Here is a 22661-nt window from a genome sequence, read left to right as displayed (position 1 = left end):
CACCTGTGCGCGGTGCTGGGCATGAGTCGTGCGACGGGGGAATCGAACCCCCTGCGCTGCCCTTCACGCACCCAGGAGAGGCCGGATTGCGCCCGCCGGCCCCGTCGGGCTCGTGCCCGCTCCCCGTCCGGGTACCTGCTCCCGCAGCCCGGTCCGGCCGATCGGTCTAGTCGAGCAGCTCGACCTCCCAGTTCGCCTGCTGGATCCGGGCGTCGAGCTCCCGGGTCTCCCGGGCGATCCCGTCGGCCCGCCGCCGCAGGTCGGCCACCGGCAGTGCCGACAGCTGGCGCAGCTCGGAGCGCAGCTGCCGGTACCCGCCACCCCGCCCGGCTGCGGCGTCGGCGGAGCCGGTCAGGACGGCGTGGCGCATCCGCAGCACGTCGCGGCGCGCGAGCGCGTCGGTCATCGTGCCGTCGGCGCCGAGGTCGGTGGCCGCGTTCGTGCGGTTGATCCGACGGATCAGTTCCTCGAGCTCGTCGAGCGCCTCGTCCGCCTCCTCCAGCAACGCGGCCGCGTCCTCCGGCGGTTCCTCGCCCTCCTGGTAGCGGGCGCTCCCGGTGATCCGGGCACGCAGCTGCTCGACCCGGCGGCGTGCGTCCGCCCGCACCGCGAGCGCCTCTGCCAGCTTCACGACCCCACCTCCGTCCGTCTGCCGGCGCCGAGCATGCCCGGTGGCGATCACCGCCGCCACCCGGTTGTCGCGTGGCGAGTCAGGAGTGACGGCGGTCGGGGCAGCCGCGGTGTGCGGCTCGGAGTGGTGCGAGGTCGGTGGCGGGCCATACTCGCGGACGTGGACGACGCGGCGGCGGTGTGGACGGGGCGCCAGGAGGGCCGGGGCATTCCGGCGCAGGTGCTGGCGAAGGCCGCGGCGAACCCCTGGCACCACGAGGTGAGCCGCTTCGCCGCGCCGTCCGAGCCGGTCGACACCCCGTCCCGGTCCGCCGCCCTCGAGCTCCTGGGCGAGAGCGGCACCGTGCTCGACGTGGGATGCGGCGGTGGCGCCGCCTCGTTCGCGCTGGCCGGGCCGGCCATCCACCTCACGGGGGTCGACCAGCAGCAGGACATGCTCGACGCGTTCGCCGGCGAGGCCCGTGCCCGCGGCGTGCCGCACCGGACCGTGCTCGGGCGCTGGCCGGAGGCCGCCGCGTCGGCGGGTACGGCTGATGTCGTGGTCTGCCACCACGTGCTGCACAACGTCGTCGACCTGGTGCCGTTCGTCCGGGCCCTCACCTCGGCGGCGCGCCGCGGCGTGGTCGTCGAGATGATGGCGCAGCACCCGATGGCCTGGCTCGACCCCCTCTGGCTGCGGTTCCACGACCTGCAGCGCCCGCCGTCCGCCACCACCGATGACGCGGTCGCCGTGCTGCGGGAGATCGGCATCAACGCGGCCGTGCAACGGTGGGAGCGGGCGGACGGCCCCGGCCGTTCGGACGCCGCGGAGGTGACCCGACGGCTGTGCCTGCCGCCGGAGGCGGAACCCGAGGTCGCCGGGGCGCTGGACGGGCTCGAACGGTCCCGGCTCGCCGCGACGCTGCGCTGGTCGGTGGCCTGAGCGCGCGGTCAGCGGGAGGGGCGGATGGTCACGTCGCTGGTGATGCCGTCGGCTCGGATGATCCGCGGCGACGCGGGGTCGGTGGCCACCATCACCCGCTCCTCACCCTCCTGCGTGCGCGCGTCGACGCGGTAGCCCGTGTCGCCCGGCACCGCCAGGTTGATCTCGCCGTTGATGCTCCGGACATCCAGCGAACGCGGGGCGGCGAGCAGCTCCAGGCGGATGTCGCCGGTGACGCTCTCCACGCTCACCACCTCGGTGCGCAGGTCCTCGGCGGTGATCTCCCCCGTGCTGGTGTGCAGGTCGATCGGGCCGGCCATGTCGAAGACGGCGATGTCACCCGTCATGCGGTCGACGGTGAGCGGCCCCGTCAGCCTGCTCGCGACGACGTCGCCCGCGGTGCCACCGACCTGCACCTCGAACGCAGGCGGCACCTCCACGAGGTACTCCACCTCGCAACGGGAATCGAGCAGGGCGTGGCACTGGACGTCGAGGCGCACACCGGTGGGCGTGGACTCCTCGACGAGCTCCGGCTCGCCCAGCCCGTGGCGGACGATCGTGCGCACGTGCACCTGCCCGTCGGCGCTGGGGGTGAGCGTGACGTCACCGATGTCGGCGTCGACCACGAAGCGGTCCGCGGCGGGGGCGATCGTGCTGGTGCGTTCCAGCGTGGTCCGCACGACCTGCGACAGCATCTCCACCGCCCCGGTGCCGCACACCAGGACGACCAGCAGGACGGCGGCCGCGACGACGGCGGGGTGCGCCTTCACCGGAGCGGGAGCGGGTGCGGTCACGGCTCAGCCCTCCAGGTAGCGCAGCACGGCGAGCACGCGGCGGTGGTCGGTGGGCGCCGAGGGGAGCGCGAGCTTGCCGAAGATCCCGCTGATGTGCTTCTCGACCGCCCCTTCGCTCACGACGAGCGCCTCGGCGATCCCCGCGTTCGAGCGGCCCTCGGCCATCAGCGCGATGACCTCGCGCTCGCGCGGGGTGAGCTCGGCCAACGGCGCGGCGCGGCGGGAGCGGGCGAAGATCTGCGAGACGACCTCGGGGTCGAGGGCCGTGCCGCCCGTCGAGACGCGGTGCAGTGCCTCGACGAACGTCTCGACGTCGGCCACGCGGTCCTTCAGCAGGTACCCGACCCCGCGCGTGTCGCCGGCGAGCAGTTCGGTGGCGTAGCGCTCCTCGACGTACTGGGAGAGCACCAGCACCGACACCGACGGCCACCGCGAGCGGATCACCAGCGCCGCGCGCAGGCCCTCGTCGGAGTGGGTGGGCGGCATGCGGACGTCCGCGACGACGACGTCGGGCTGCTGCGCACCCACGGCACGCAGCAGTGCCTCCCCGTCGCCGACGGCGTCGACCACGGTGAACCCGGCCTCGGTGAGCAACCGGCACAGCCCTTCGCGCAGCAACACCGAATCCTCGGCGACGGTGACCCGCGGAGCCGTCATCGGGCCTGCGCCCCGGACCCGCACGGGAGCTCGACCGTGAGCACGGTGGGGCCGCCCACGGGTGAATCCACGCGCAGCTGGCCGTCGACCCCCGACACCCGATCGGCCAGGCCGTGCAGGCCGGTGCCGCGGTCGGGATCGGCGCCGCCGACGCCGTCGTCCACGATGGTGATCCACACCGGGCCTGCGGCCTCCCGGCGCACCGTCACCGACGCCTGCGTGGCCCGGGAGTGCCGGGCGACGTTCGTGAGCGCCTCCGCCACCACGAAGTAGCCGATCGCCTCGATGGTGGCGCTGGGCCGCTCGTCGATGTCGACGGTCAGCTGCACCGGGACCGGGCACCGCACGGCGATCGCCGACAGGGCGGCGTCGAGCCCCCGGTCGCTGAGCACCGGTGGGTGCAACCCGCGGATCAGGCCGCGCAGCTCCGTGACGGCGTCCTTGGCCTGCTGGTGCGCGTCGTCGAGCAGCGGGCCGATGGCCTCCGGCTCCTGCTTGTAGCGGGTCCTGGCGCGCCCGAGGGTCATGCCGAGGGCCACCAGCCGCTGCTGGGTGCCGTCGTGCAGGTCGCGCTCCAGCTTGCGGCGCTCGACCTCGCCCGCGTCGACGACGCGGGCGCGGCTGCGCTCCAGCTCGTGGACGCGGCGCGCGAGCTCCTCGGGAACCGGTCCGAGCAGCGCGCGGGCGACCGTGACGTCCAGCGCACCCAGCCCGCGCAGCACGGCCGGGGCGACGAGCAGCAGAACCAGGCCCAGGCCGGCGAGCAGGGCGCGCCCGCCACTCGTGTCGGCGAACGGGATGGCGAACGCCGTGGTGCCGAACACCGTGGTGCCGGTGGCCGGCGCCAGCCACGTGAGCAGCGGCATCGACAGCAGGGTGAGTGCGCCCACGAGCAGGAAGTAGGTGATCCCGGAGGTGAGCATCCCGAGCGGTGCGGCGATCACCTGGTGGGCCGCGCGCCGACGGACGCCCGGATCCCGCATGAGCGCGCCGCCGTAGCGCAGCGGGTTGCGCTGGGCGGGCGGCATGGGCTGCGCTTCGATCTCCACACCGAGCAGCAGCCGGTAGCGGGCCCGCTCGACGCGGGCCTGACCGGCGCTCACCCACGTGGTGACGATCCACACCGGCAGCCCGAGCAGCGCGAACGGCAGCAGGACGATGCTGAAGAGCAGGCCCGTGCCGAGCGCGAACGCGTAGGCCACGCCCAGCAGGAAGTCGAGCAGCAGGTGCGCGGCGGTGAGCCACGTGGCCGGGGCCAGCAGGGCGCGCAGCGGGTCCTGCTGCGGCGCGCGCGGCACCGGGAGGCGCTCCGTCGGGGAGGCGATGACCATGCGAAGAGGCTAAGGACCCGGCGCGGGCGAGCACCATCCCGCAAGTCCCCGCTCGGGGGTGGGGCTGTCCCCCGTACGCGGCTGCTTGACCCTGCCCCGGGGGCAACGTCCATCCTTCGACCGGGCCGGCGGTCGAGGAGCGGGGGACACGGTGAACGGTGACGCAGGCAGCGGCGACCAGGAGCTGTTGGCAGAGCAGATCGACTACTACCGGGCCGTCGCCGACGAGTATCTCGACGGCCAACTCGACGAACCCGGCGGTGATGAGCTCGTCGCGGCGATCGAGGAGTTCGCTCCCGCCGGTGACGTCCTGGAGCTGGCGTGCGGGCCGGGCACCTGGACGCCGCGACTACTGCGTCACGCCGACACCGTCACCGCGGTGGACGCATCACCGGAGATGCAGGCCCTGGCCGCGCAACGAGTCGCCGCCGACCTCGAGCGGGTGAGGTTCGTCCTGGCCGATCTGTTCACCTGGCGACCGGACCGCCGCTACGACGGCGTCTTCATGGGCTTCTGGATCTCACACGTGCCGTGGAACCGCTTCGCGGACTTCTGGGATCGTGTCGATCACGCTTTGCGGCCTGGTGGCCGGGTGCTGTTCGTCGACGACGCGTACCGCACCGAGGAAGAGCTCATCGAGGGACAGGCCTCGACGACGATCCAGCGCCGACTGCGCGATGGCACCCCGCACCGCGCGGTGAAGGTTCCCCACACCGCTGAGGGACTCGAGCGGGAGCTCTCGGTACTGGGATGGAACATCCGGGTGCACCCGACCAGCGGACCGTTCTACTGGGGCACCGGCGGGCGAAGCTCCGACTGACACGCCGTTGCCCGGGACCGCCGTCTCCGCCGCCCCGCGGGCCGCGCACCGCGGCGGCACCGCCCGGTTCGTCCCCCGTGCCGGGCCCGCCCACCTGCGCCGATACGGTATCCAGGGCGGAGGTGGGCATGGCGAGCCTGGAGATCACGCTCGGCGTCGTGGCCGCCGTGGTGCTGCTCGGGGTCTTCGCCGTGCGCGTGTCGGTCCGGCTCGGGCTGCCCTCCCTGCTGGTCTACCTGGGCATCGGGATCCTGCTCGGGGAGTCCGTGCTCGGCATCGAGTTCTCCGACGCCGCGCTCACCGAGTCGATCGGTTGGGCGGCGCTGGTACTGATCCTCGCCGAGGGCGGGCTCACCACGCGGTGGACCGCCGTGCGCCCCTCGCTCGGGATGGGTATCTCGCTGGCCACCCTGGGCGTCGCGGTCAGCATCGGTGTCGTCGGGGTGGCCCTGCACCTGCTGCTCGACCTGGACTGGCGGGCGGCGTTCCTGTGGGGCGCGGTCCTGTCCTCCACCGACGCCGCCGCCGTGTTCAGCGTGCTGCGCGGGGTCGGGGTGTCTCCGCGGCTGGCCGGGATGCTCGAGCTGGAGTCCGGGTCCAACGACGCGCCCGTGGTGCTCACCGTGATCCTGCTGGCCTCCACCGACCCCATCACCTGGCTCACCCCGCTGCTGATCGGCTACGAGCTGGCGGCGGGCGGGATCGTCGGCGCGCTGTTCGGGCTCGCCGGGGCCTGGGCCCTGCGCCGCGCCGCGCTGCCCGCCACCGGCCTGTACCCGCTGGCGGCACTGGCCGTCTGCGTCCTGGCCTACTCGGCGGGGCAGCTCGCGCACGCGTCGGGCCTGCTCGCGGTCTACGTCGCCGCGCTGGTGCTGGGCAACGCCGACCTCCCGCACCGCGCGGGCGTCCGCTCGTTCGCCGAAGGGATGGGCTGGCTGGCCCAGATCGGGCTGTTCGTGCTGCTCGGCCTGTTCGCCTCGCCCCCGCGGCTGGTCGACGCGGTCGTGCCGGCGCTCGTCGCGGGCGTGGTGCTCGTCGTCGCCGCCCGGCCGCTGTCGGTGCTGGTGGCCGCCGTGCCGTTCCACCTCCCCTGGCGTGAACAGGCATTCCTGTCCTGGGCAGGGCTGCGCGGTGCGGTGCCCATCGTGTTCGCGCTGATCGCGTTCATGGAGGGCGCGCCGACCGGGGCGGCGCTGGTGGACGTCGTCTTCGTGCTGGTCGTGCTCCTCACCCTGCTCCAGGGCACCACGCTGCCCTGGGTGGCGCGCAAGCTCGGCGTGTCGCGCACCGCCGAGCCGCGGGAGATCTCCGTCGAGGTCGCCCCGCTCGACGAGCTGAGCGCTGACCTCCTGCAGATCCGCGTCCCGGTCGGGTCCCGGCTGCGCGGGGTGTACCTGCGCGAGCTGCGGCTGCCCCGCGGTGCGACCGTCAGCCTCGTCGTGCGCGACGGCGAGGGCTTCACCCCCACCGCCGAGACCCGGCTGCGCGAGCGTGACCAGCTGCTCGTCGTCACGACCGTGGACGCCCGGCAGGCCGCGGAGGACCGGATCCGCGCCGTCGACGAGCGCGGGCGCCTGGCGCGCTGGTACGCCGGACCGGACGCTGCGGACGGTAGGGGATGATGGGTGGCGTGAGCGAGCACGCGAGTCAGCGATCCGGGCCCGGGGTCGCGCCGAGCGGCGCGACCGGGCCCAGGATCCGGCTGCTGTCCCTGATCGCCGTGGCCGTGCTCGCCGTCGACATCGTCACGAAGGTGGTCGCGGTCGCGCAGCTGGAGGACCGCGCCCCCCTGGAGCTCCTCGGTGGCCTGGTCTACCTGCAGCTCGTGCGCAACCCCGGGGCCGCGTTCTCCTTCGCCACCGGCTACACGTGGGTGCTCACCATCGTGGCCTGCGCCGTCGTCGTGGTGATCATCCGGGTGGCCCGGCGGCTGCGCTCCACCGGCTGGGCCGTGGCGCTGGGGATGGTGCTCGGCGGCGCGCTGGGCAACCTCGTCGACCGGTTCTTCCGCTCGCCCGGGCCGCTGCACGGCCATGTGGTCGACATCGTCTCGGTGTTCGCGCCCGACGGTCGCGCCTTCCCCGTGTTCAACCTGGCCGATTCCTCGATCGTCTGCGGAGGTGCACTGCTCGTGCTGCTCGCCCTGCTCGGCCGGGAGCTCGACGGCACGCGTGCTCCGGGCCGTGGCGAGGCCGAGGCGGAGCCCGCCGCCCCGGACGCCCAGGGCGAGGGCCGGAGTGGGTCCGCCGGTGAGTGACACCCGCCAACTCCCGGTGCCCGACGGCCTCGACGGCATGCGCCTCGACGCGGGCCTCTCGCGGCTGCTGGGCCTCTCGCGCACGGCCGTGGCTGCTCTCGCCGAGGACGGCCGCGTGGCCCTGGACGGGCGCGCGGCCGGCAAGTCCGACCGGCTGACCGCCGGCTCGTGGCTGGAGGTGGACCTGCCCGAGCCCGAGCGGGCCGCACCCATCACGGGTCCGCAGGAGGTCGTCGCCGGGCTCACGGTGCTGCACGCCGACGACGACATCGTGGTGGTCGACAAGCCCGTCGGCGTGGCCGCGCACCCGAGCCCCGGCTGGACCGGGCCGACCGTCCTGGGCGGGCTCGCCGCGCTGGGCTACCGCCTCTCCACCTCGGGCACCGCCGAGCGGCAGGGCATCGTGCACCGCCTCGACGTCGGCACCACGGGCGTCATGGTCGTGGCCGCCGCCGAGCACGCCTACACGACGTTGAAGCGCGCGTTCAAGGAACGCACGGTCGACAAGCGCTACCACGCCGTGGCGCAGGGCCACCCCGACCCGTCCAGCGGCACGATCGACGCCCCGATCGACCGGCACCCCCGCCAGGACTACAAGTTCGCCGTGGTCGCGGGCGGCAAGCCGAGCGTCACGCACTACGACACGATCGAGGCGTTCCGCGCGGCCTCGCTGCTGGACGTGCGGCTGGAGACCGGGCGCACCCATCAGATCCGCGTGCACCTCGCCGCGCTGCGCCACCCCTGCGCCGGCGACATCACCTACGGCGCCGACCCGGTGCTCGCCAAGCGCCTCGGCCTGGAGCGGCAGTGGCTGCACGCCCGCAGGCTCGGCTTCGAGCACCCGGGGGACGGGCGGTGGGTGGAGTACACCAGCCCGTACCCGGCCGACCTGGAGCGTGCGCTCGACCGGCTGCGCGACTGAGTGCGTTCACCTGGTTGTGCAGCGGCTGGTCCGCGCCCACGCACTCCTTCTCCGCCGACGCCACCCGTCGACGGGGTGCGCGGCGCGAATCCGGGGGCGTGACGGGACAAGTGGTGCGTGAGCACGCCTCGACCCGGCGCCGCGCTGTCGCTGCTCCCCGTGGCTCTGCCTCGTAGGTCGGGTTGCGGTGGGCGCGCCGTTCCCGGCTCGACACCTCCTGCCCCACCCGCACCCGGGGTCTCACTCGCGGTGGGACCGGCGCCGGGCTCGGCCTCCGCGCCGAGGGTGGCTGGGTTGGGCAGAAGCCACGAATATTGTGGTCGTTCGGGCGGCCGTTCCCGACCTGGCCCAGGCCCGTCTACGACGAGAACGTCCCTGTCGGGTGCCCGCGCAACTGGCTGTGGTGCCGTCCCCGAACCCCTCCGAGAACGGCCTTGATCAGCGAACCAGGGACCTGAACTGCACTCCTGCAGCCCGTGTCCCGATCCCGCCGATCATGAGAGGTGGACACGCCTCGGACCCGCCCGATGATCACCAGGGAGGGGTGGATCGGGACCACCGCAAGGTGCGCGAGCACGCAGCAGGGGCGGGCTCGTCCAGGACAGGCCTGGGCCCGCGCCGGGGACGGCCGCCCACCCAGCCCCGATACTCGGTAGTTCTGCCAACCCGGCCACCCCGCCGACGGGCAGGGGCCGGGGTACCCGGCCGACTGCGCGGAAGGCCGCGGCCGGGGTGTGGGGCAGTGGTCTCGAGCCGGGAACGGCGCGCCCACAGGAGATTTCATGACCATATAGACGTGATGGGGGTTGGATCTTCCCTGGAGCCCCACCACGTCTATCTGATCATGAAACGGGCGTTCGGCGGACCGTGCGACGGCCATGATCAGCAGAAATGGTGTGAGGGCGACAGATCTGTCGCCCTCGCACCACTCCCGGCGATCATGGCGGCGAGCCCACCTGCGAGGCGTACGTGAGTGCGGTCGCGAGGGCCCTGGCGTACGACTCACACCGATCACCACCGCCTTGATCGACGCGGGCGAACGGGCACCAGCGACGAAGGCGTCGCAGCCCGCGACACTCCCGCATCCAGAGCGCGACTCGCGGGTCTGTGCACGCGACTCGCGGGTGTTGCGCGCGCGACTCGCGGACGGGGGCGGCGCCCGGCCTCCGCGAGTCGGGGTCTGCGGGTGCGGGTGTCGCGCTGCGCGGACCCGCTGCCATCGCCGTCGGCCGGACGGCCGACACTAGGGGCCGGGCGCGATGTCGCTGCGACGTCCCGCCCGCGGCAGCAGGGGGTGGACGTGACCGGGCGAGTGCGGGCGGGTGTGCTGCTGGCCTGCGCGGTCGTCGTGCTGCTCACCGCCTGGTACGCGGGTTCCCGCTTCCCGCAGAGCGCGCCGCCGCCGTCGCCGGGCTCCGTGCGCCTGGGCCCCGAGCCGGGGGAGGAGGTGAGTGCCTACCTCGCCCGGCTGCCCGCGGAGCTGCCCGCGCCGGGCGTGGCGGTGCTCGCCCTGGTGCAGTTCGAGGCCGCGCAGCCCGTTCCGGACGCCCTGGCGGCCGTCGGCGGGGCCACGCCGGTCACCGCGGTCCTGCGGGTGCCGCTGCCGCGCGTCCAGACGGCGCTGCGGTTCGAACCTCTCGAGACCGGGGCGCCGGCCCCGGCCGCGCTTGCCACCGCGCGCGAGCACGCCCGCAGGCAGGCCGAGGTCGACGCCCAGCAGCTGTCGGGCCGGGCGGGGGCGGTGGCTGCCGTGGAGGCGCAGACGCTCGCCGACGCGGCCGCGCCGTGCGTGCTCGCCCTCGTCGTCCGGGCCGACCGCGCCGGCCTCGACGTGCTGACCGGAGTTGTGGGGGTGCGGGCGGTGCACGCCGCCCCGCCGGGGGTCACCGCGCGGGAGCTGGCGTTGTCCCCGCTGCTCCACGAGCAGGTGGAGCGTGCCGACCCGCCGCCCGACGACGGGGTGGTGGCGCCCTCGTGACCGCCGCTGCGACCCTCGCCGCCGTGGTCGTCCCGATCGGGGGACTGGGGGAATACCCCCGGTCGGACTCGGTGGAGATCCTGATGTCCCTCTCAGTGCCGTGCTGGCACGGTGACCCCATGACGTCGACCGGGGGGTCCGCAGGAGAGCCCGCGGAGGGCCCGTGGGCGGGTGAGGCGATCGTCATCGCCTGCGCGATCGTCGCGCTCCTGCCGTTGGGTTTCCTGCACCTGAGCAGCATCGGGTCGATCGACCCGATGACCGACGTGATCAGTGACTACGTCTTCCTGCCCGGCGGGTACGCCCTGCTCGGGACGGCCGCGATCAGCCTGGCGGTGGGCTGCGTCGCGCTCGCCACCGGCCTGCGCCGCGCCGGGCTGCCCCACCCGCGGGTGCCCGCCGCGTTGTTCGTCTCGGCGGCCGTGGCGTTCGTCCTCGTGGCCGTGTTCCCGACGCACCCGGTGGGTGCGACGCCCGGCGTGATCTCGACCGTTCACCGGGCCGCGGGCGCCTGGGCGTTCGCGGTCATGCCGCTGGCCGCGTGGCTGGTGGCGCGCCGGGCCTGGTCCGCCGAGGCGTGGGCCCCGGCCGCACCCGCCCTGTCCTGGGGAGCCGCGGTCGCGGGCGTGATCAGCGCGTTCTTCTTGCTGAACCATGTCCCGATCGTTATCGCCGGTTCACCGGTATTTCCACTCATCGGCGGGGTGCAGCGTGTTCTCTGTGCGGCGGTGATGGTGGTACTCGTGATGACGGCCCGGGCGACCCGGCTCGCGGTCGACCGTGTCGACTGCGCCGGGCCCGTCCCGGTGCCCAGGCAGCTGCGAGGCGCGGCATGATCAGCGCACTGACCGGCGGCGGTTTCTCGACCGTCCTCGCGATCGCCCTCGCGGTGCTCGGAGCCGGCTGTTTCGCCGGTGCTGCGGTGCTGCAGCACGGTGCGGTCAACGCCGAGTCGCGGCCCGCCGCCGACGACACCCCGGGCAAGGCGGTGTCGCTGCGCGGCCTGCGGGCGATCACCCGCAGGCCGGGCTGGCTCGCCGGCCTCGCGCTCGCCGCGGGCGGGTCGATGCTGCACGCCACGGCGCTCGTGCTGGCACCGCTCTCGGTCGTGCAGCCGCTGGGCGTGCTGGCGGTCCCGATCGCGGTCCTGCTCACGGCCGTCCGCACCGACCGCAAGCCGGCCCCCGGCGTGCTCGTCGGGGTGCTGCTGAGCGTGGCGGGCGTCGCGGTCTTCGTCGGCGCCACGGTCGGCACCGCCGTGAGCTCGCCCCCGCCGGACCAGGCCACCCTGGTCGCGAGCCTCATCGTCGCGGGCGTGGTGCTCGTGCTCGCAGGCGTGGGCTTCGCCCGCTCCGGCTGGGTCCGCTGCGTGGCGTGCGCGATGGCGGGCGCGGTGGCGTTCGGGCTCGTCTCCGCCCTCGTCCGGGCGGTGTCGCAGTCGGTGGTCGCCGGTGACGTCGGCCCGCTGGAGCTGCCCGTGCTCGCCGCCGTGGCGGGCATCGCCACCGCTGTGCTCGTCGGCGGCTGGCTCGTGCAGCAGGCCTTCGCCTCCGGTCCGCCGGAGGTGGTCATCGCCTGCCTGACGGTCGTCGACCCGATCGTGGCCGTCCTGCTGGGTGCGGTTCTGCTCGGTGAGGGGGTCGCCACTCCCGCCGAGACGTGGCTGCTGCTCGCGGGCGCCGCGATCACGGCGACGGCGGGCGTGATCGCGCTCGCCCGCCACCACCCGGATGCGGCGGCCGCCCGTGCCGCCCGCACCGGTCCCGGAGCCGCAGCCCACCCGCTGCCGGCCCCCCAGACCCCACCGCCGGTCGCGGCGCCGCGACCGGCCGATCCCGTGCACCGCCGGTGAGTTCCAGCGCCGGTACCCACTCGAGAGGACCACATTCCGTGAAGCCGCTTCGGATCCTGATCGGCGCGGAGACCTATCCACCCGACGTCAACGGCGCAGCCCGCTTCGCCGAGCGCCTCGCCACCGGGCTCGCCGGCCGGGGTCACGAGATCCACGTCGTCGCCCCGTCGCCGACCGGGCCCGCGGTGCGCGAGGTGCACGACGGCGTCGTCGTGCACGGCGTGCGCTCGCACCGCTACTACCAGCACGAGGGCTTCCAGGTCTGCATGCCCTGGGAGACGTTCCCGGCCGTCACCGCGCTGATGAACGACATCGACCCCGACGTCGTGCACACCAACGCGCACATGGTCGTCGGGCGCGGCGTCGTCCGGGCGGCCCACCGGTCCGGGCGCCCGCTCGTCGCGACCAACCACCTGATGCCGGAGAACCTCATCGGCTACAGCCCGATCCCGAAGCCGCTCCAGCGCGTGTTCAACACGTGGGCGTGGCGCGACCTCGGCCGCGTCTTCGGGAAGGCGGCCGTGGTCACCGCGCCCACGCCGCGGGCGGTCGAACTGCTCGTCCGGCGCGCGGGCCTGGTCGACGCGTTCCCGGTGTCGTGCGGCATCGACGCCGACCGCTACCGCAGCGTGCCGCACAGGCCGGGCCCCGAGCCCACCGTGCTGTTCGTCGGCCGCCTCGACCAGGAGAAGCGGGTCGACGAGCTGATCAGGGCGTTCGCCGCCCTGCCGGACGGGATGCCCGGCCGGCTGGAGATCGTCGGGGACGGCGCCCGGCGCGAGGAGTGGACCGCGCTCGCGGACACCCTCGGGGTCGCCCACCGGGTGCGCCTGCGCGGGTTCGTCTCGGAGCAGGAGCTGCTCGAGGCGTACGCGGGCGCCGACCTGTTCTGCATGCCGGGCATCGCCGAGCTGCAGAGCCTCGTCACGCTCGAGGCGATGGCCGCAGGGCTCCCGGTGGTGGCCGCCGACGCGATGGCGCTGCCGCACCTCGTGCGCCCGGGCCGCAACGGCTGGCTCTACACGCCGGGCGACGTGCCCGAGCTGACCACGCGGCTGGCGGCCCTGCTGGGCGACGCCGCCACCCGCCGGCGGATGGGCGCGGCCAGCCGCGACATCGTGTCCGCGCACGCCATCGGCGCCACCCTGGACCGCTTCGAAGGCATCTACGACCAGGTCCTGGGCCGCGAGCAACTGACAGCCCGAGCGGCCTAACGCCGCCCGCCCCCCACCCCCACCCGGTTCAGCGGCGGGTCGCCGTCGTCGCCAGGCGTTCCAGTAGGGCCAGGAGGGTGCGGGCCGAGGCCTCCCAGCTGTAGTGGGGCGCGCGGGTCCTCGCGGCCGCCGAACGGCGGTCCCAGACCTCCGGGTCGTCCAGGTCCCGGACGGCGCGCACGAAGCCGCTCACGTCCTCCGGCTCGACGTAGGTGGCGGCGTCGCCGCCGACCTCGCGGAACACCGGGATGTCGCTGACCACGAGCGGTGTGCCGAGCGCCATCGCCTCCACCAGGGGGATGCCGAAGCCCTCGTCGCGGGAGGCGGAGACGAGTGCGGTGGCGCCGCGCAGCACGTCGCGGTAGGTCTCGTCGCTGGCGCCGTCGTGGAACACCAGCCGCCCGCCCGGCGCGAGGGCGGTGAGCCGGGCCTGTTCCTCCGGGGGAACCCGGCTCATCAGGTGCAGCTCGTGGTGCGGGAGCGACGGCATCGCGCTCGCCAGCGTCGCCACGTTCTTGTAGGGCATGAACGAGCCCATGTAGACCAGGGCGCCGCTACGGGGCAGGCGCGGCAGGTCCGGCACCGGGTCGGGTGCGTTCGGCACGACGGTCACCGGGTGGCGCGTGAGGCGGTGCTGCGCGATCAGCGCCGCGGTGGTCTCGGAGACGGTGACGACCGCGTCGGCGCGGTTCAGCAGCACCCGCTGGGGCCACCAGGCCAGGTGGTAGAGCCGCCAGAGCACCCGGATCGGCAGCGCGAACTCCCGGGGTGGGGTGCGGTTGCGGTAGTAGATGAGGTCGTGCAGCGTGAGGGCCAGCGCGTAGTCGCGGCCCCAGCTGCCCATCGTCTGCATCGGGGAGAACACCACGTCGGCGCCGAGCCTGCGCACCTGGCGTGCCACCAGCGGCTCGCGGATGCTCGTGGGGGCGCTGATCCGGTGCCACGGCAGGTCGGGCAGCGCGGCGAGCTGGCGCTCGTCGCTCACCAGCAGTTCCAGCGCGTGCCCGGCCGCTGCGGCCGGCGCGGCGAGCTCGGCCGCCAGCCCGACGGTGTAGCGGCTGATCCCGTCGTGGTGGCCGATCCGCACGTAGCGGCAGTCGAGCAGGACCTTCACGCGGCCGCCGTCACGGTGCCGGCTGCGGCAGCGCCGCGAGGAACGCCCCGATCTCGCGGGCGACGGGTGCGGGCTTCTCGTAGTGGGCGAGGTGCCCGGTGCCGGGCACGACGGCGAGACGGGCGTCGGTGAAGCGCCCGACGAGCGCGCGCTGGGCCGCCAGCGGCGCGATGTCGTCGCGGTCGGAGGCGACCAGCAGCGTCGGTGCCGTGACGTCGCCCGCGAACTCCGCGACGTCGTGGCGCACCGAGGCGTGGAAGGCCTGGAGCAGGGTGGCGCGGTCGGCGAAGGTGGAGAAGTACCGGTCGTGCTCGGCGTGGATCCAGCGGCGCAGGCCGGCGTCGCGGGTGGTGGCCATCGCGACGCTCGCGATCCGGGTCATCACCGGGTGGCGCAGCAGCGCGGTGCCGGCCCGCTCGGGGAGGGCGGCGGCGGCGCGGTGGAAGAGCACGGTCATCCCGGTCATGACCTTGCGGGGCCCGGCGAGGGCCGACGCCGCGATCGGGTTGACCAGCACCAGGCCGCGCACCGCGGGCGCCCGCTCGCCGGCCAGCGCCGCGGTGGCGACGATCGAGCCGAACGAGTGCCCGGCCAGTACGGCATCGCCGTGCGGGGCGAGCGCGCCGAGCAGCTCGCGCGTCCAGGCGGCGTAACCCGCGACGTCGTGAGTGGCGGACGGCAGTGGCGGGGACGCACCGAAGCCGGGCAGGTCCGGCACCAGGACCCGCACCCCGTCGAGGTGGGCGATGATCGGTTCGAGGCCGTGGTGGTCGCCGCGCAGCCCGTGCAGGAAGACCACCCGGTGCGTCGCGTCGTCGGGCCCGTACACCCACAGTCGGGTGCGCCCGCCGCGCAGCGCCACCTCGTCCTCCCGGACGGGCACGCGCGCGATCCGGTCGGCGTAGGGGGATTCGGCGGCCATCGTCGGCGAGTCTAGGGATCGTCGCCGGACCCCGGCCCGCGGCTCGGTCCGCGAGCACCCGACACGCCGGTCCACGGGGTGAGCAGGGGGTTCGGCGGGGCGAGGACCGCGTTCGCGGAACTGTCGGGGACCGGAGCTAATCTGGGACGTCCTCAGCCACCCCTCCGCGCCCGGCCGGTCCGTCCGTCCGGGTGGGAGGGTCAGGTCCTGCGTGTTCGCGCGCCGCCTCACCGGGCGGTGCCAGGAGGGAGCTCCCCACCCCATGGCGGCCAGCGGATCGGGCAGCACCGACGGTTTCGTGCACCTGCACACCCACACCGAGTTCTCCATGCTCGACGGGGCGGCGCGGCTGGACGACCTGTTCACCGAGTCGGCGAAGATGGGCATGCCGGCGTTGGCGATGACCGACCACGGCAACCTCTTCGGCGCCTACGAGTTCTGGCGCAAGGCGAAGGCCCACGGGGTCAAGCCGATCATCGGGATGGAGGGCTACCTCGCGCCCGGCAGCCGGCACGAGCGCAAGCGCGCCACGCTGGGCAACGGGAAAGAGGTCGGTGGCGACAACCCCGACCTGATGTACACCCACATGACGCTGCTGGCCGAGAACCAGGAGGGGCTGCACAACCTGTTCCGGCTCTCGTCGCTGGCGTCGCTGGAGGGCTACTACTACAAGCCCCGCATGGACCGCGAGCTGCTGGAGACCTACGGCAAGGGCATCATCGCCACCACCGGCTGCCCGTCCGGCGAGGTGCAGCGGCTGCTGCAGCAGGACCGCTTCGACGACGCCTGCCAGGCCGCGAGCGACTACCGCGACATCTTCGGCAAGGACAACTTCTTCTGCGAGCTGATGGACCACGGCATCGAGATCGAGAAGCGGGTCCAGAAGGACCTGTTCGATCTCAAGAAGAAGCTCGACCTGCCGGGCCTGGCCACCAACGACCTGCACTACACCTACGCGGAGGACGCCAAGCCGCACGAGGTGCTGCTGTGCGTGCAGACCGGCAAGACCCTGGCCGACCCCAACCGCTTCAAGTTCGACGCGCAGGACTTCTACCTCAAGTCGGCCGCCGAGATGCGGGCCCAGTGGGATCCGCAGTTCCCCGAGGCCTGCGACAACACGCTGCTCGTCGCCGAGCGCGTCGACGTCGGCTTCGTCGAGGGCCAGGACCTCATGCCGCGCGCTCCCGTCCCCGAGGGGGAGACGGAGGAGAGCTGGCTGGTCAAGGAGGTCGAGCGCGGCCTGCACATGCGGTTCCCGCAGGGGATCACCGATCGGTACCGCAAGCAGGCCGAGTACGAGGTCGGCGTCATCATCCAGATGGGTTTCCCGGGCTACTTCCTGGTCACGGCCGACCTCATCCAGCACGCCAAGTCCGTCGGCATCCGGTGCGGCCCCGGCCGCGGCTCGGCCGCCGGGTCGCTGGTGGCCTACGTCCTCGGGATCACCGACCTCGACCCGATCGAGCACAAGCTGATCTTCGAGCGATTCCTCAACCCCGAGCGCATCTCGATGCCCGACATCGACATGGACTTCGACGAGCGCCGGCGCGGCGAGATGATCCGCTACACCACGGAGAAGTACGGCGAGGACCGCATCGCCCAGATCATCACCTACTCCACGATCAAGGCGAAGGCCGCGATCAAGGACTCGGCGCGGGTGCTGTACGGCCAGCCCGGCTATGCGGTGGCCGACCGCATCTCCAAGGCGATGCCGGCCGCCGTGATGGGCAAGGACATCCCGCTCTCGGGCGTGTTCGACCCGTCCCACAAGCGCTACTCGGAGGCCACCGAGGTCAGGGCGCTGTACGAGGCCGACCCGCAGGTCAAGGAGATCATCGACACCGCGCGCGGGCTCGAGGGCCTCAAGCGGCAGTGGGGCGTGCACGCCGCCGGCGTGATCATGTCGAGCAAGCCCCTGATCGACGTCATCCCGATCCAGCGCCGCGAGGCCGACGGCGCCATCATCACGCAGTTCGACATGGGCGCCTGCGAGACGCTCGGGCTGCTGAAGATGGATTTCCTCGGCCTGCGCAACCTCACGATCATCGACGACGCCCTGGACAACATCGAGCTCAACGGCAAGCCGAAGCTCGAGATCGAGAGCGTCGCCCTCGACGACCCCAAGACCTACGAGCTGCTCGGCCGCGGCGACACCCTCGGGGTGTTCCAGCTGGACGGCGGGCCGATGCGCGACCTGCTGCGGCGCATGGCTCCCACCGAGTTCGACGACATCTCCGCCGTCGGCGCGCTGTACCGGCCGGGTCCGATGGGCGCCAACGCCCACAACGACTACGCCGACCGCAAGAACGGCCGGCAAGAGGTCACGCCGATCCACCCCGAGCTGGAGGAGCCGCTCAAGGAGGTGCTCGGCGAGACCTACGGCCTGATCGTCTACCAGGAACAGGTCATGGCCATCGCGCAGGTGCTGGCCGGGTACTCCCTCGGCAAGGCCGACCTGCTGCGCCGCGCGATGGGCAAGAAGAAGAAGGAGATCCTCGACAAGGAGTACGAGGGTTTCGCCCAGGGCATGAAGGACCACGGCTACTCGGCGGCCGCGGTCAAGACCTTGTGGGACATCCTCCTGCCGTTCTCCGACTACGCGTTCAACCGCGCCCACTCCGCGGCGTACGGCGTGGTCTCGTACTGGACTGCCTACCTCAAGTCCAACTACCCGGCCGAGTACATGGCCGCCGTCCTCACGTCGGTCCGCGACGACAAGGACAAGGCCGCCGTCTACCTGGCCGAGTGCCGCCGCATGGGCATCACGGTGCTGCCGCCCGACGTCAACGACTCGGTGCGCAACTTCGCCCCGGTCGGTGACGACATCCGGTTCGGGCTGGGCGGCATCCGCAACGTCGGGGTCAACGTCGTCGACGCCATCGTGGCCGCCCGCCGGGAGAAGGGGGCGTTCACCGACTTCTCCGACTTCCTGCGCAAGGTCGACGCCGTCGTCTGCAACAAGAAGGTCATCGAGTCGCTGATCAAGGCCGGCGCGTTCGATTCGCTCGGCCACCCCCGCAAGGGCCTGCTGCTCGTGCACGCCGACGCCATCGACGCGGTGATGAGCACGAAGAAGGCCGCGTCGATGGGCCAGTTCGACCTGTTCGGCTCGATGGACGGCTCGGCCCCCTCCGAGCTCGATTCCGTGTTCGACACCGAGGTGCCCCCCGACGAGTGGGACAAGAAGCACGAGCTCGCCGTCGAGCGGGAGATGCTGGGCCTGTACGTGTCCGGGCACCCGCTGCACGGCGTGGAGCAGGCGCTGCTGTCCAAGTCGGACATGTCGATCTCCACGATCCTCGAGGGGAACGTGTCCGACGGCCACCAGGTCACCATCGGCGGCATCCTCACCGGCGTGAACCGGCGGGTGAACAAGAACGGCGAGCCGTGGGCGTCGGCGCAGCTGGAGGACCTCGCCGGTGGCATCGAGGTGCTGTTCTTCCCCCGCTGCTACCAGGTGGTCGGCGTCGACGTCGCCGAGGACGCCATCGTGCTGGTGAAGGCCCGGGTCAACAAGCGCGACGACCGACTGTCGCTGATCGTCAACGACCTCGCGGTGCCGGATCTCTCGCAGGCCGCGGGCGGTGCGGGCGCGCCGGTGAAGGTGAGCATGCGCACCGAGCTGGTCACCCCGCAGCGGGTGTCGAAGCTCAAGGAGGTGCTCACCAACCACCCGGGCACGTCGGAGGTGCACCTGTCGCTGGTGAACGGTTCGCGCACCACGATGTTGCGGCTCGACGACGCGCTGAAGGTCACCCAGTCCTCGGCCCTGATGGGCGACCTCAAGACACTGCTGGGCCCGGGCTGCCTGGGGTAGGCGCGGGCCCGGTCGTCACGACGGGGCGGCCCGCAGCTCCTGCCAGTACCGTCGGGCCTCCTCCGCCCACCGGTCGTGCAGGGCGTCGAACAGCGCGGCGGCCCGGGCCCCTGCCCACCCCTCGGGCAGCAGCTCTGCCGGGAGCTCGGGGTCGAGGAAGGGGAAGCGCCGCCACGCGTGCACGAGGTGGATCTGGTGCACGAGCACCTCGCCCGGATCCAGGGGTGCGGCGCCGATGAACGTCTGCAGGAACTCCTCGTACGCGGCCTCCACCTCGGCGAGGTCCCAGGCCTGCGCCACGACCTGCCGCGGCGCGCCGATCGCGCCGAAGGGGCCCACGAAGGAGCTGGTGGCGGTGTCGAGCCCGAGGTCGGCGATCACGCCGGCCACCTCGTCCTGCTTGCCCGGGTCGGGGCTGAGCCACACGCCGGGTGCGGGTGAGCCCAAGCCGGCCCACGCGAGCCGCGTCCGCAGCCGGTGCCGCAGCCGGCGGCGGGATTCCGGCACGCTCACGAGCAGCACGAGCCACCGCCCGTCCCACGGCCTGCGGCCGGCAGCGCCGAACCCGTAGATCCGCTCCGCACCGTCGGAGAGCAGGCGGCGGCCCTGCGCCGTGAGCGACCACCGGACGCGCCGCCCGGCGCGGTCGGACTCGAGCAGGCCCTCCGCCGCCGTCCGCGCGAGCGCCTGGCGGGCCGACTTGGCCTCTACGCCGAGGCGGCCGAGGACGTCGATCAGCACCTGGGTCCACACGGCCTCGTCGCGGGGGAGCACGAACTCGCCGAGCACCGTGAGCAGCAGCGAGCGGGCACTGGTGGCGCCGAGCTCGCGCCGCCGCGAGAGCGCCGGGTGATCGGTGTCGGCGGCGCTCATGGCGGCTCAGAGTAGTGGGGTCGGCGGGTGCGGACGCAGTCGCGCCACTCGGGCCCGGCGGCGGCCGGGTGCGGGTCGGGGCAGCGCCCCGCCGGGAGCACTCGATCAGGTGGTTCGCCGATACCCCCGAAAGGGGCAATGCGCTCGGCTAATCGGCCTCCGGCCCGTGCTCCTGACCAGTATGGATCATCCCTTACAGATGAACATGAATGCCGGGTTACAGCAGGTGCCGCGGTCGGGCAACGGACGAAACCGGCGGAACGGACAGCCGATGGAGATCGTTCCTCGATCGCCGCGCACTGCCGCCGGTCCTCCCGACGTCTGCCCGGAGACTGAGATGACGACATCGCCGCCCCGCCCCGCCCAGCACTCCCCGCCCCATCGCCGCGACACCCTGCGCGCGGACGTGCTCGCCTCGCTCGTCGTCTTCCTCGTCGCGGTGCCCCTCTCGCTCGGCATCGCCCTCGCCTCCGGCGCCCCGCTCATGGCCGGGCTGATCGCCGCCGTCGTCGGCGGGATCGTCGCCGGTGTGCTCGGCGGCACGCCGCTGCAGGTCAGCGGCCCGGCCGCCGGCCTGACCGTGGTGGTCGCCGAGCTGGTGGCGCGTTTCGGCTGGCAGGCCACCTGCCTGATCACCGCCGGTGCCGGGTTGCTACAGCTCCTGTTCGGCCTCGCGCGCGTGGCGCGGTTCAGTCAGGCCATCCCGCCGGCCGTCGTGCACGGGATGCTCGCCGGGATCGGCATCACGATCGCGCTCTCGCAGCTGCACGTCGTGCTGGGCGGCGAGCCGCCGACGGGCGCGGTGGCCGCGCTCGCCGAGCTGCCGCGCGCGCTGGCGCAGATCGGCCCCGGGCCCGCGCTGGCCGGCCTCGCCACGATCGCCCTGCTGCTGGTGTGGCCGCGGCTGCCCCGCCGGGTACGGGTGGTTCCCGGCCCGCTCGTCGCCGTCATCGCGGTCACCGCGCTCGCCCTCCCGTTCGCCGGCGTCCCCCGGGTCGGCCTGCCCGGCGGGCTGCTCGAGGCGATCACGCTGCCGACGTTGCTCCCCGACGTGCCGTGGGCCGGCGTCCTCGGCGGGATGCTCACGGTCGCGCTCGTCGCGAGCGTCGAGAGCCTCCTGTCCGCCGTCGCGGTCGACCGCATGCACACCGGGCCCCGGGGCAACCCGGACCGGGAGCTGATCGGGCAGGGCGTGGCCAACACCCTGTCCGGCGTGCTCGGCGGCCTGCCCGTCACCGGCGTCATCGTGCGCAGCGCCACCAACGTCAGGGCCGGGGCCCGGACCCGTGCCTCCGCGGTGCTGCACGGCCTCTGGATCGCCGTGTTCGGGATCGTGCTGGTCGGCGTGATCGAGCTGATCCCGATGGCGGTGCTCGGCGGGCTGCTCGTCGTGGTCGGCGCCCAGCTCGTGAAACCCGCCGACATCGCCGCGGCGCGCTCGCACGGCGAGCTGCTCGTCTACCTCGGCACGGTCGCGGGGGTGCTCCTGCTGAACCTGCTCGAAGGCGTGGTCATCGGGCTGGTGCTCGCCGGTGTGGTGATGCTGCGCCGCGCCGTGCGGGCCCGCGTCCGGATCGTGCCCCCGGACGGTGTGGCGCCGTGGCGGGTCGTCGTGGAGGGCAGCCTGAGCTTCCTGTCGGTTCCCGCCCTCGCGCGCACGCTCGCAGGAGTGCCGGCGGACGTGCCGGTCCGGGTGGAGCTCGTCGTGGACTACCTCGACCACGCCGCCTTCGACCACCTCGACGCCTGGACCGCCCGGCGCCGTGCGAGCGGGGCCGAGGTCGCGGTCACCGAGCCGGGAGCGCGCACGCAGGCGGGCGGGTCGGCCCTGCACCGTTACGCGACCTGGTCGCAGTGGCAGGAGGTCGACCACCACCCGCACTCCCCGCTGCTCGCCGGCGTCGCGGCCTACCACTCCGACGCGGCGGACCTCATCCGCCCGACGCTCGAGGGGCTCGCCCACGACCAGGCCCCGAAGGGACTGCTGCTGTGCTGCGCCGACTCGCGCGTGCAGCCGAACCTGATCACCCGCAGCGGGCCCGGTGACCTGCTCACCGTCCAGAACGTGGGCAACCTGGTGGCCGGCACGTCGGTCCGCGCCGTCCTCCAGTACGCCACCGAGGTGCTGCGGGTTCCCCTGATCGCGGTGTGCGGGCACTCCGGGTGCGGGGCGATGCGCGGGCTGCTCGACGGGGCGCCCGAGCCCGGCGGCGCGCTCGGCGACTGGCTCAGCGCCGGCGTGTCGAGCCTGACGGCGCTGCGCGAGGGGCACCCGGTGGCCCGCGGCGCGCTCGCGGCCGGGTACGGCGAGGTCGAGGCGCTGGCGATGGTGAACGTCGCCGTGCAGCTCGCGACGCTGCGCGCGCAGGACGTCGACGCGGCCCTGCTGGGCTTGTACTTCGACATCCCGACCGCCCGGGTGCTCGTGCTCGACGAGGAGGCGCAGGAGTTCCGCCCGACGCAGTGACCCACCCCGGAGCGCGACACCCGCACAGCAGGACCCCGACTCGCGGGGGTGGGACCCCGACTCGCGGAATTGGGGGGCTCCGCCCTTCCGC

Annotated in this window: 18 protein-coding genes; 11 read left to right on the top strand and 7 right to left on the bottom strand. The window is 73.6% G+C overall.

The features are described from left to right. Positions 1–166 precede the first annotated feature (166 nt). Positions 167–631 carry a DIP1984 family protein gene (locus tag CFP66_RS41960; protein WP_094930943.1) on the bottom strand — a complete coding sequence of 155 codons (465 nt, stop codon included), beginning with the start codon at positions 629–631 and terminating at the stop codon, positions 167–169. Between the two features lie 159 nt (positions 632–790). Between CFP66_RS41960 and CFP66_RS41955 the strand changes: the two genes are divergently transcribed. Further along, entirely contained in the window at positions 791–1552 is a 762-nt protein-coding gene (locus tag CFP66_RS41955) for a bifunctional 2-polyprenyl-6-hydroxyphenol methylase/3-demethylubiquinol 3-O-methyltransferase UbiG (RefSeq protein ID WP_158228431.1), read from the top strand. 8 nt (positions 1553–1560) lie between these two features. On the opposite strand, the gene CFP66_RS41950 is transcribed toward CFP66_RS41955, so the two are convergent. From CFP66_RS41950 to CFP66_RS41940, 3 genes are read right to left on the bottom strand one after another with little or no spacing between them, the layout of a single operon-like run. After that, complete coding sequence (locus CFP66_RS41950; RefSeq protein ID WP_143517578.1) at positions 1561–2346, bottom strand: DUF4097 family beta strand repeat-containing protein; 786 nt, start codon at positions 2344–2346, stop codon at positions 1561–1563. A 3-nt stretch (positions 2347–2349) separates the two neighbouring features. Next, positions 2350–3003, bottom strand: a complete 654-nt coding sequence (locus CFP66_RS41945) for a response regulator transcription factor (protein ID WP_094930971.1) — start codon at positions 3001–3003, stop codon at positions 2350–2352. Further along, positions 3000–4334: a sensor histidine kinase gene (locus CFP66_RS41940; RefSeq protein WP_094930940.1), complete on the bottom strand. Its 1335-nt coding sequence runs from the start codon at positions 4332–4334 to the stop codon at positions 3000–3002. Before CFP66_RS41940 ends, CFP66_RS41945 begins: the two co-directional genes overlap by 4 nt. Positions 4335–4485: 151 nt before the next feature. On the opposite strand from CFP66_RS41940, the gene CFP66_RS41935 reads away from it, so the two are divergent. The 8 genes from CFP66_RS41935 (at position 4486) to CFP66_RS41900 (ending at position 13377) form a co-directional block, all read left to right on the top strand. After that, on the top strand, positions 4486–5154 hold the full coding sequence (locus tag CFP66_RS41935; RefSeq protein ID WP_094930939.1) for a trans-aconitate 2-methyltransferase: 669 nt from the start codon (positions 4486–4488) through the stop codon (positions 5152–5154). Between the two features lie 128 nt (positions 5155–5282). Next, a complete protein-coding gene (locus CFP66_RS41930) occupies positions 5283–6776 on the top strand; it encodes a potassium/proton antiporter (RefSeq protein ID WP_094930938.1) in 1494 nt (497 codons plus the stop codon). Then, on the top strand, positions 6776–7411 hold the full coding sequence (gene lspA, locus CFP66_RS41925; protein WP_198962037.1) for a signal peptidase II: 636 nt from the start codon (positions 6776–6778) through the stop codon (positions 7409–7411). The genes CFP66_RS41930 and lspA overlap by 1 nt, the downstream gene beginning before the upstream one ends. Before the next feature lie 37 nt (positions 7412–7448). Next, positions 7449–8333 carry an RluA family pseudouridine synthase gene (locus CFP66_RS41920; RefSeq protein WP_094930970.1) on the top strand — a complete coding sequence of 295 codons (885 nt, stop codon included), beginning with the start codon at positions 7449–7451 and terminating at the stop codon, positions 8331–8333. A gap of 1300 nt (positions 8334–9633) precedes the next feature. Continuing rightward, entirely contained in the window at positions 9634–10311 is a 678-nt protein-coding gene (locus CFP66_RS48315; RefSeq protein WP_158228430.1) for a hypothetical protein, read from the top strand. A 119-nt stretch (positions 10312–10430) separates the two neighbouring features. Then, positions 10431–11147 carry a DUF998 domain-containing protein gene (locus CFP66_RS41910; RefSeq protein ID WP_158228429.1) on the top strand — a complete coding sequence of 239 codons (717 nt, stop codon included), beginning with the start codon at positions 10431–10433 and terminating at the stop codon, positions 11145–11147. Beyond that, complete coding sequence (locus CFP66_RS41905; RefSeq protein ID WP_094930934.1) at positions 11144–12163, top strand: hypothetical protein; 1020 nt, start codon at positions 11144–11146, stop codon at positions 12161–12163. Before CFP66_RS41910 ends, CFP66_RS41905 begins: the two co-directional genes overlap by 4 nt. Positions 12164–12201: 38 nt before the next feature. Continuing rightward, on the top strand, positions 12202–13377 hold the full coding sequence (locus CFP66_RS41900; protein ID WP_094930933.1) for a glycosyltransferase: 1176 nt from the start codon (positions 12202–12204) through the stop codon (positions 13375–13377). 28 nt (positions 13378–13405) lie between these two features. On the opposite strand, the gene CFP66_RS41895 is transcribed toward CFP66_RS41900, so the two are convergent. Together CFP66_RS41895 and CFP66_RS41890 are read right to left on the bottom strand one after the other, a co-directional pair. Beyond that, the gene (locus CFP66_RS41895) at positions 13406–14491 is read right to left on the bottom strand and encodes a glycosyltransferase family 1 protein (protein WP_094930932.1); all 1086 of its coding nucleotides are present in this window, start codon (positions 14489–14491) and stop codon (positions 13406–13408) included. Between the two features lie 10 nt (positions 14492–14501). Then, a complete protein-coding gene (locus CFP66_RS41890; protein ID WP_094930931.1) occupies positions 14502–15413 on the bottom strand; it encodes an alpha/beta fold hydrolase in 912 nt (303 codons plus the stop codon). Positions 15414–15675: 262 nt separating this feature from the next. Here CFP66_RS41890 and dnaE point away from each other — a divergent pair, with 262 nt between their 5' ends. Further along, positions 15676–19230, top strand: coding sequence for a DNA polymerase III subunit alpha (gene dnaE, locus CFP66_RS41885; protein WP_094930930.1), 3555 nt, complete (start codon positions 15676–15678; stop codon positions 19228–19230). A gap of 15 nt (positions 19231–19245) precedes the next feature. On the opposite strand, the gene CFP66_RS41880 is transcribed toward dnaE, so the two are convergent. Next, complete coding sequence (locus CFP66_RS41880) at positions 19246–20103, bottom strand: PaaX family transcriptional regulator C-terminal domain-containing protein (RefSeq protein ID WP_094930929.1); 858 nt, start codon at positions 20101–20103, stop codon at positions 19246–19248. Between the two features lie 337 nt (positions 20104–20440). Between CFP66_RS41880 and CFP66_RS41875 the strand changes: the two genes are divergently transcribed. Then, positions 20441–22570, top strand: a complete 2130-nt coding sequence (locus CFP66_RS41875) for a bifunctional SulP family inorganic anion transporter/carbonic anhydrase (protein WP_198962036.1) — start codon at positions 20441–20443, stop codon at positions 22568–22570. The last annotated feature ends 91 nt before the right edge of the window (positions 22571–22661 follow it).

Origin of the sequence: Pseudonocardia sp. MH-G8, from assembly GCF_002262885.1 — a bacterium.
Taxonomy (GTDB): Bacteria; Actinomycetota; Actinomycetes; order Mycobacteriales; family Pseudonocardiaceae; genus Pseudonocardia.
The sequence above is the reverse complement of the archived record's forward strand: the minus strand, read 5'-3'. Positions and strand labels throughout refer to the sequence as shown.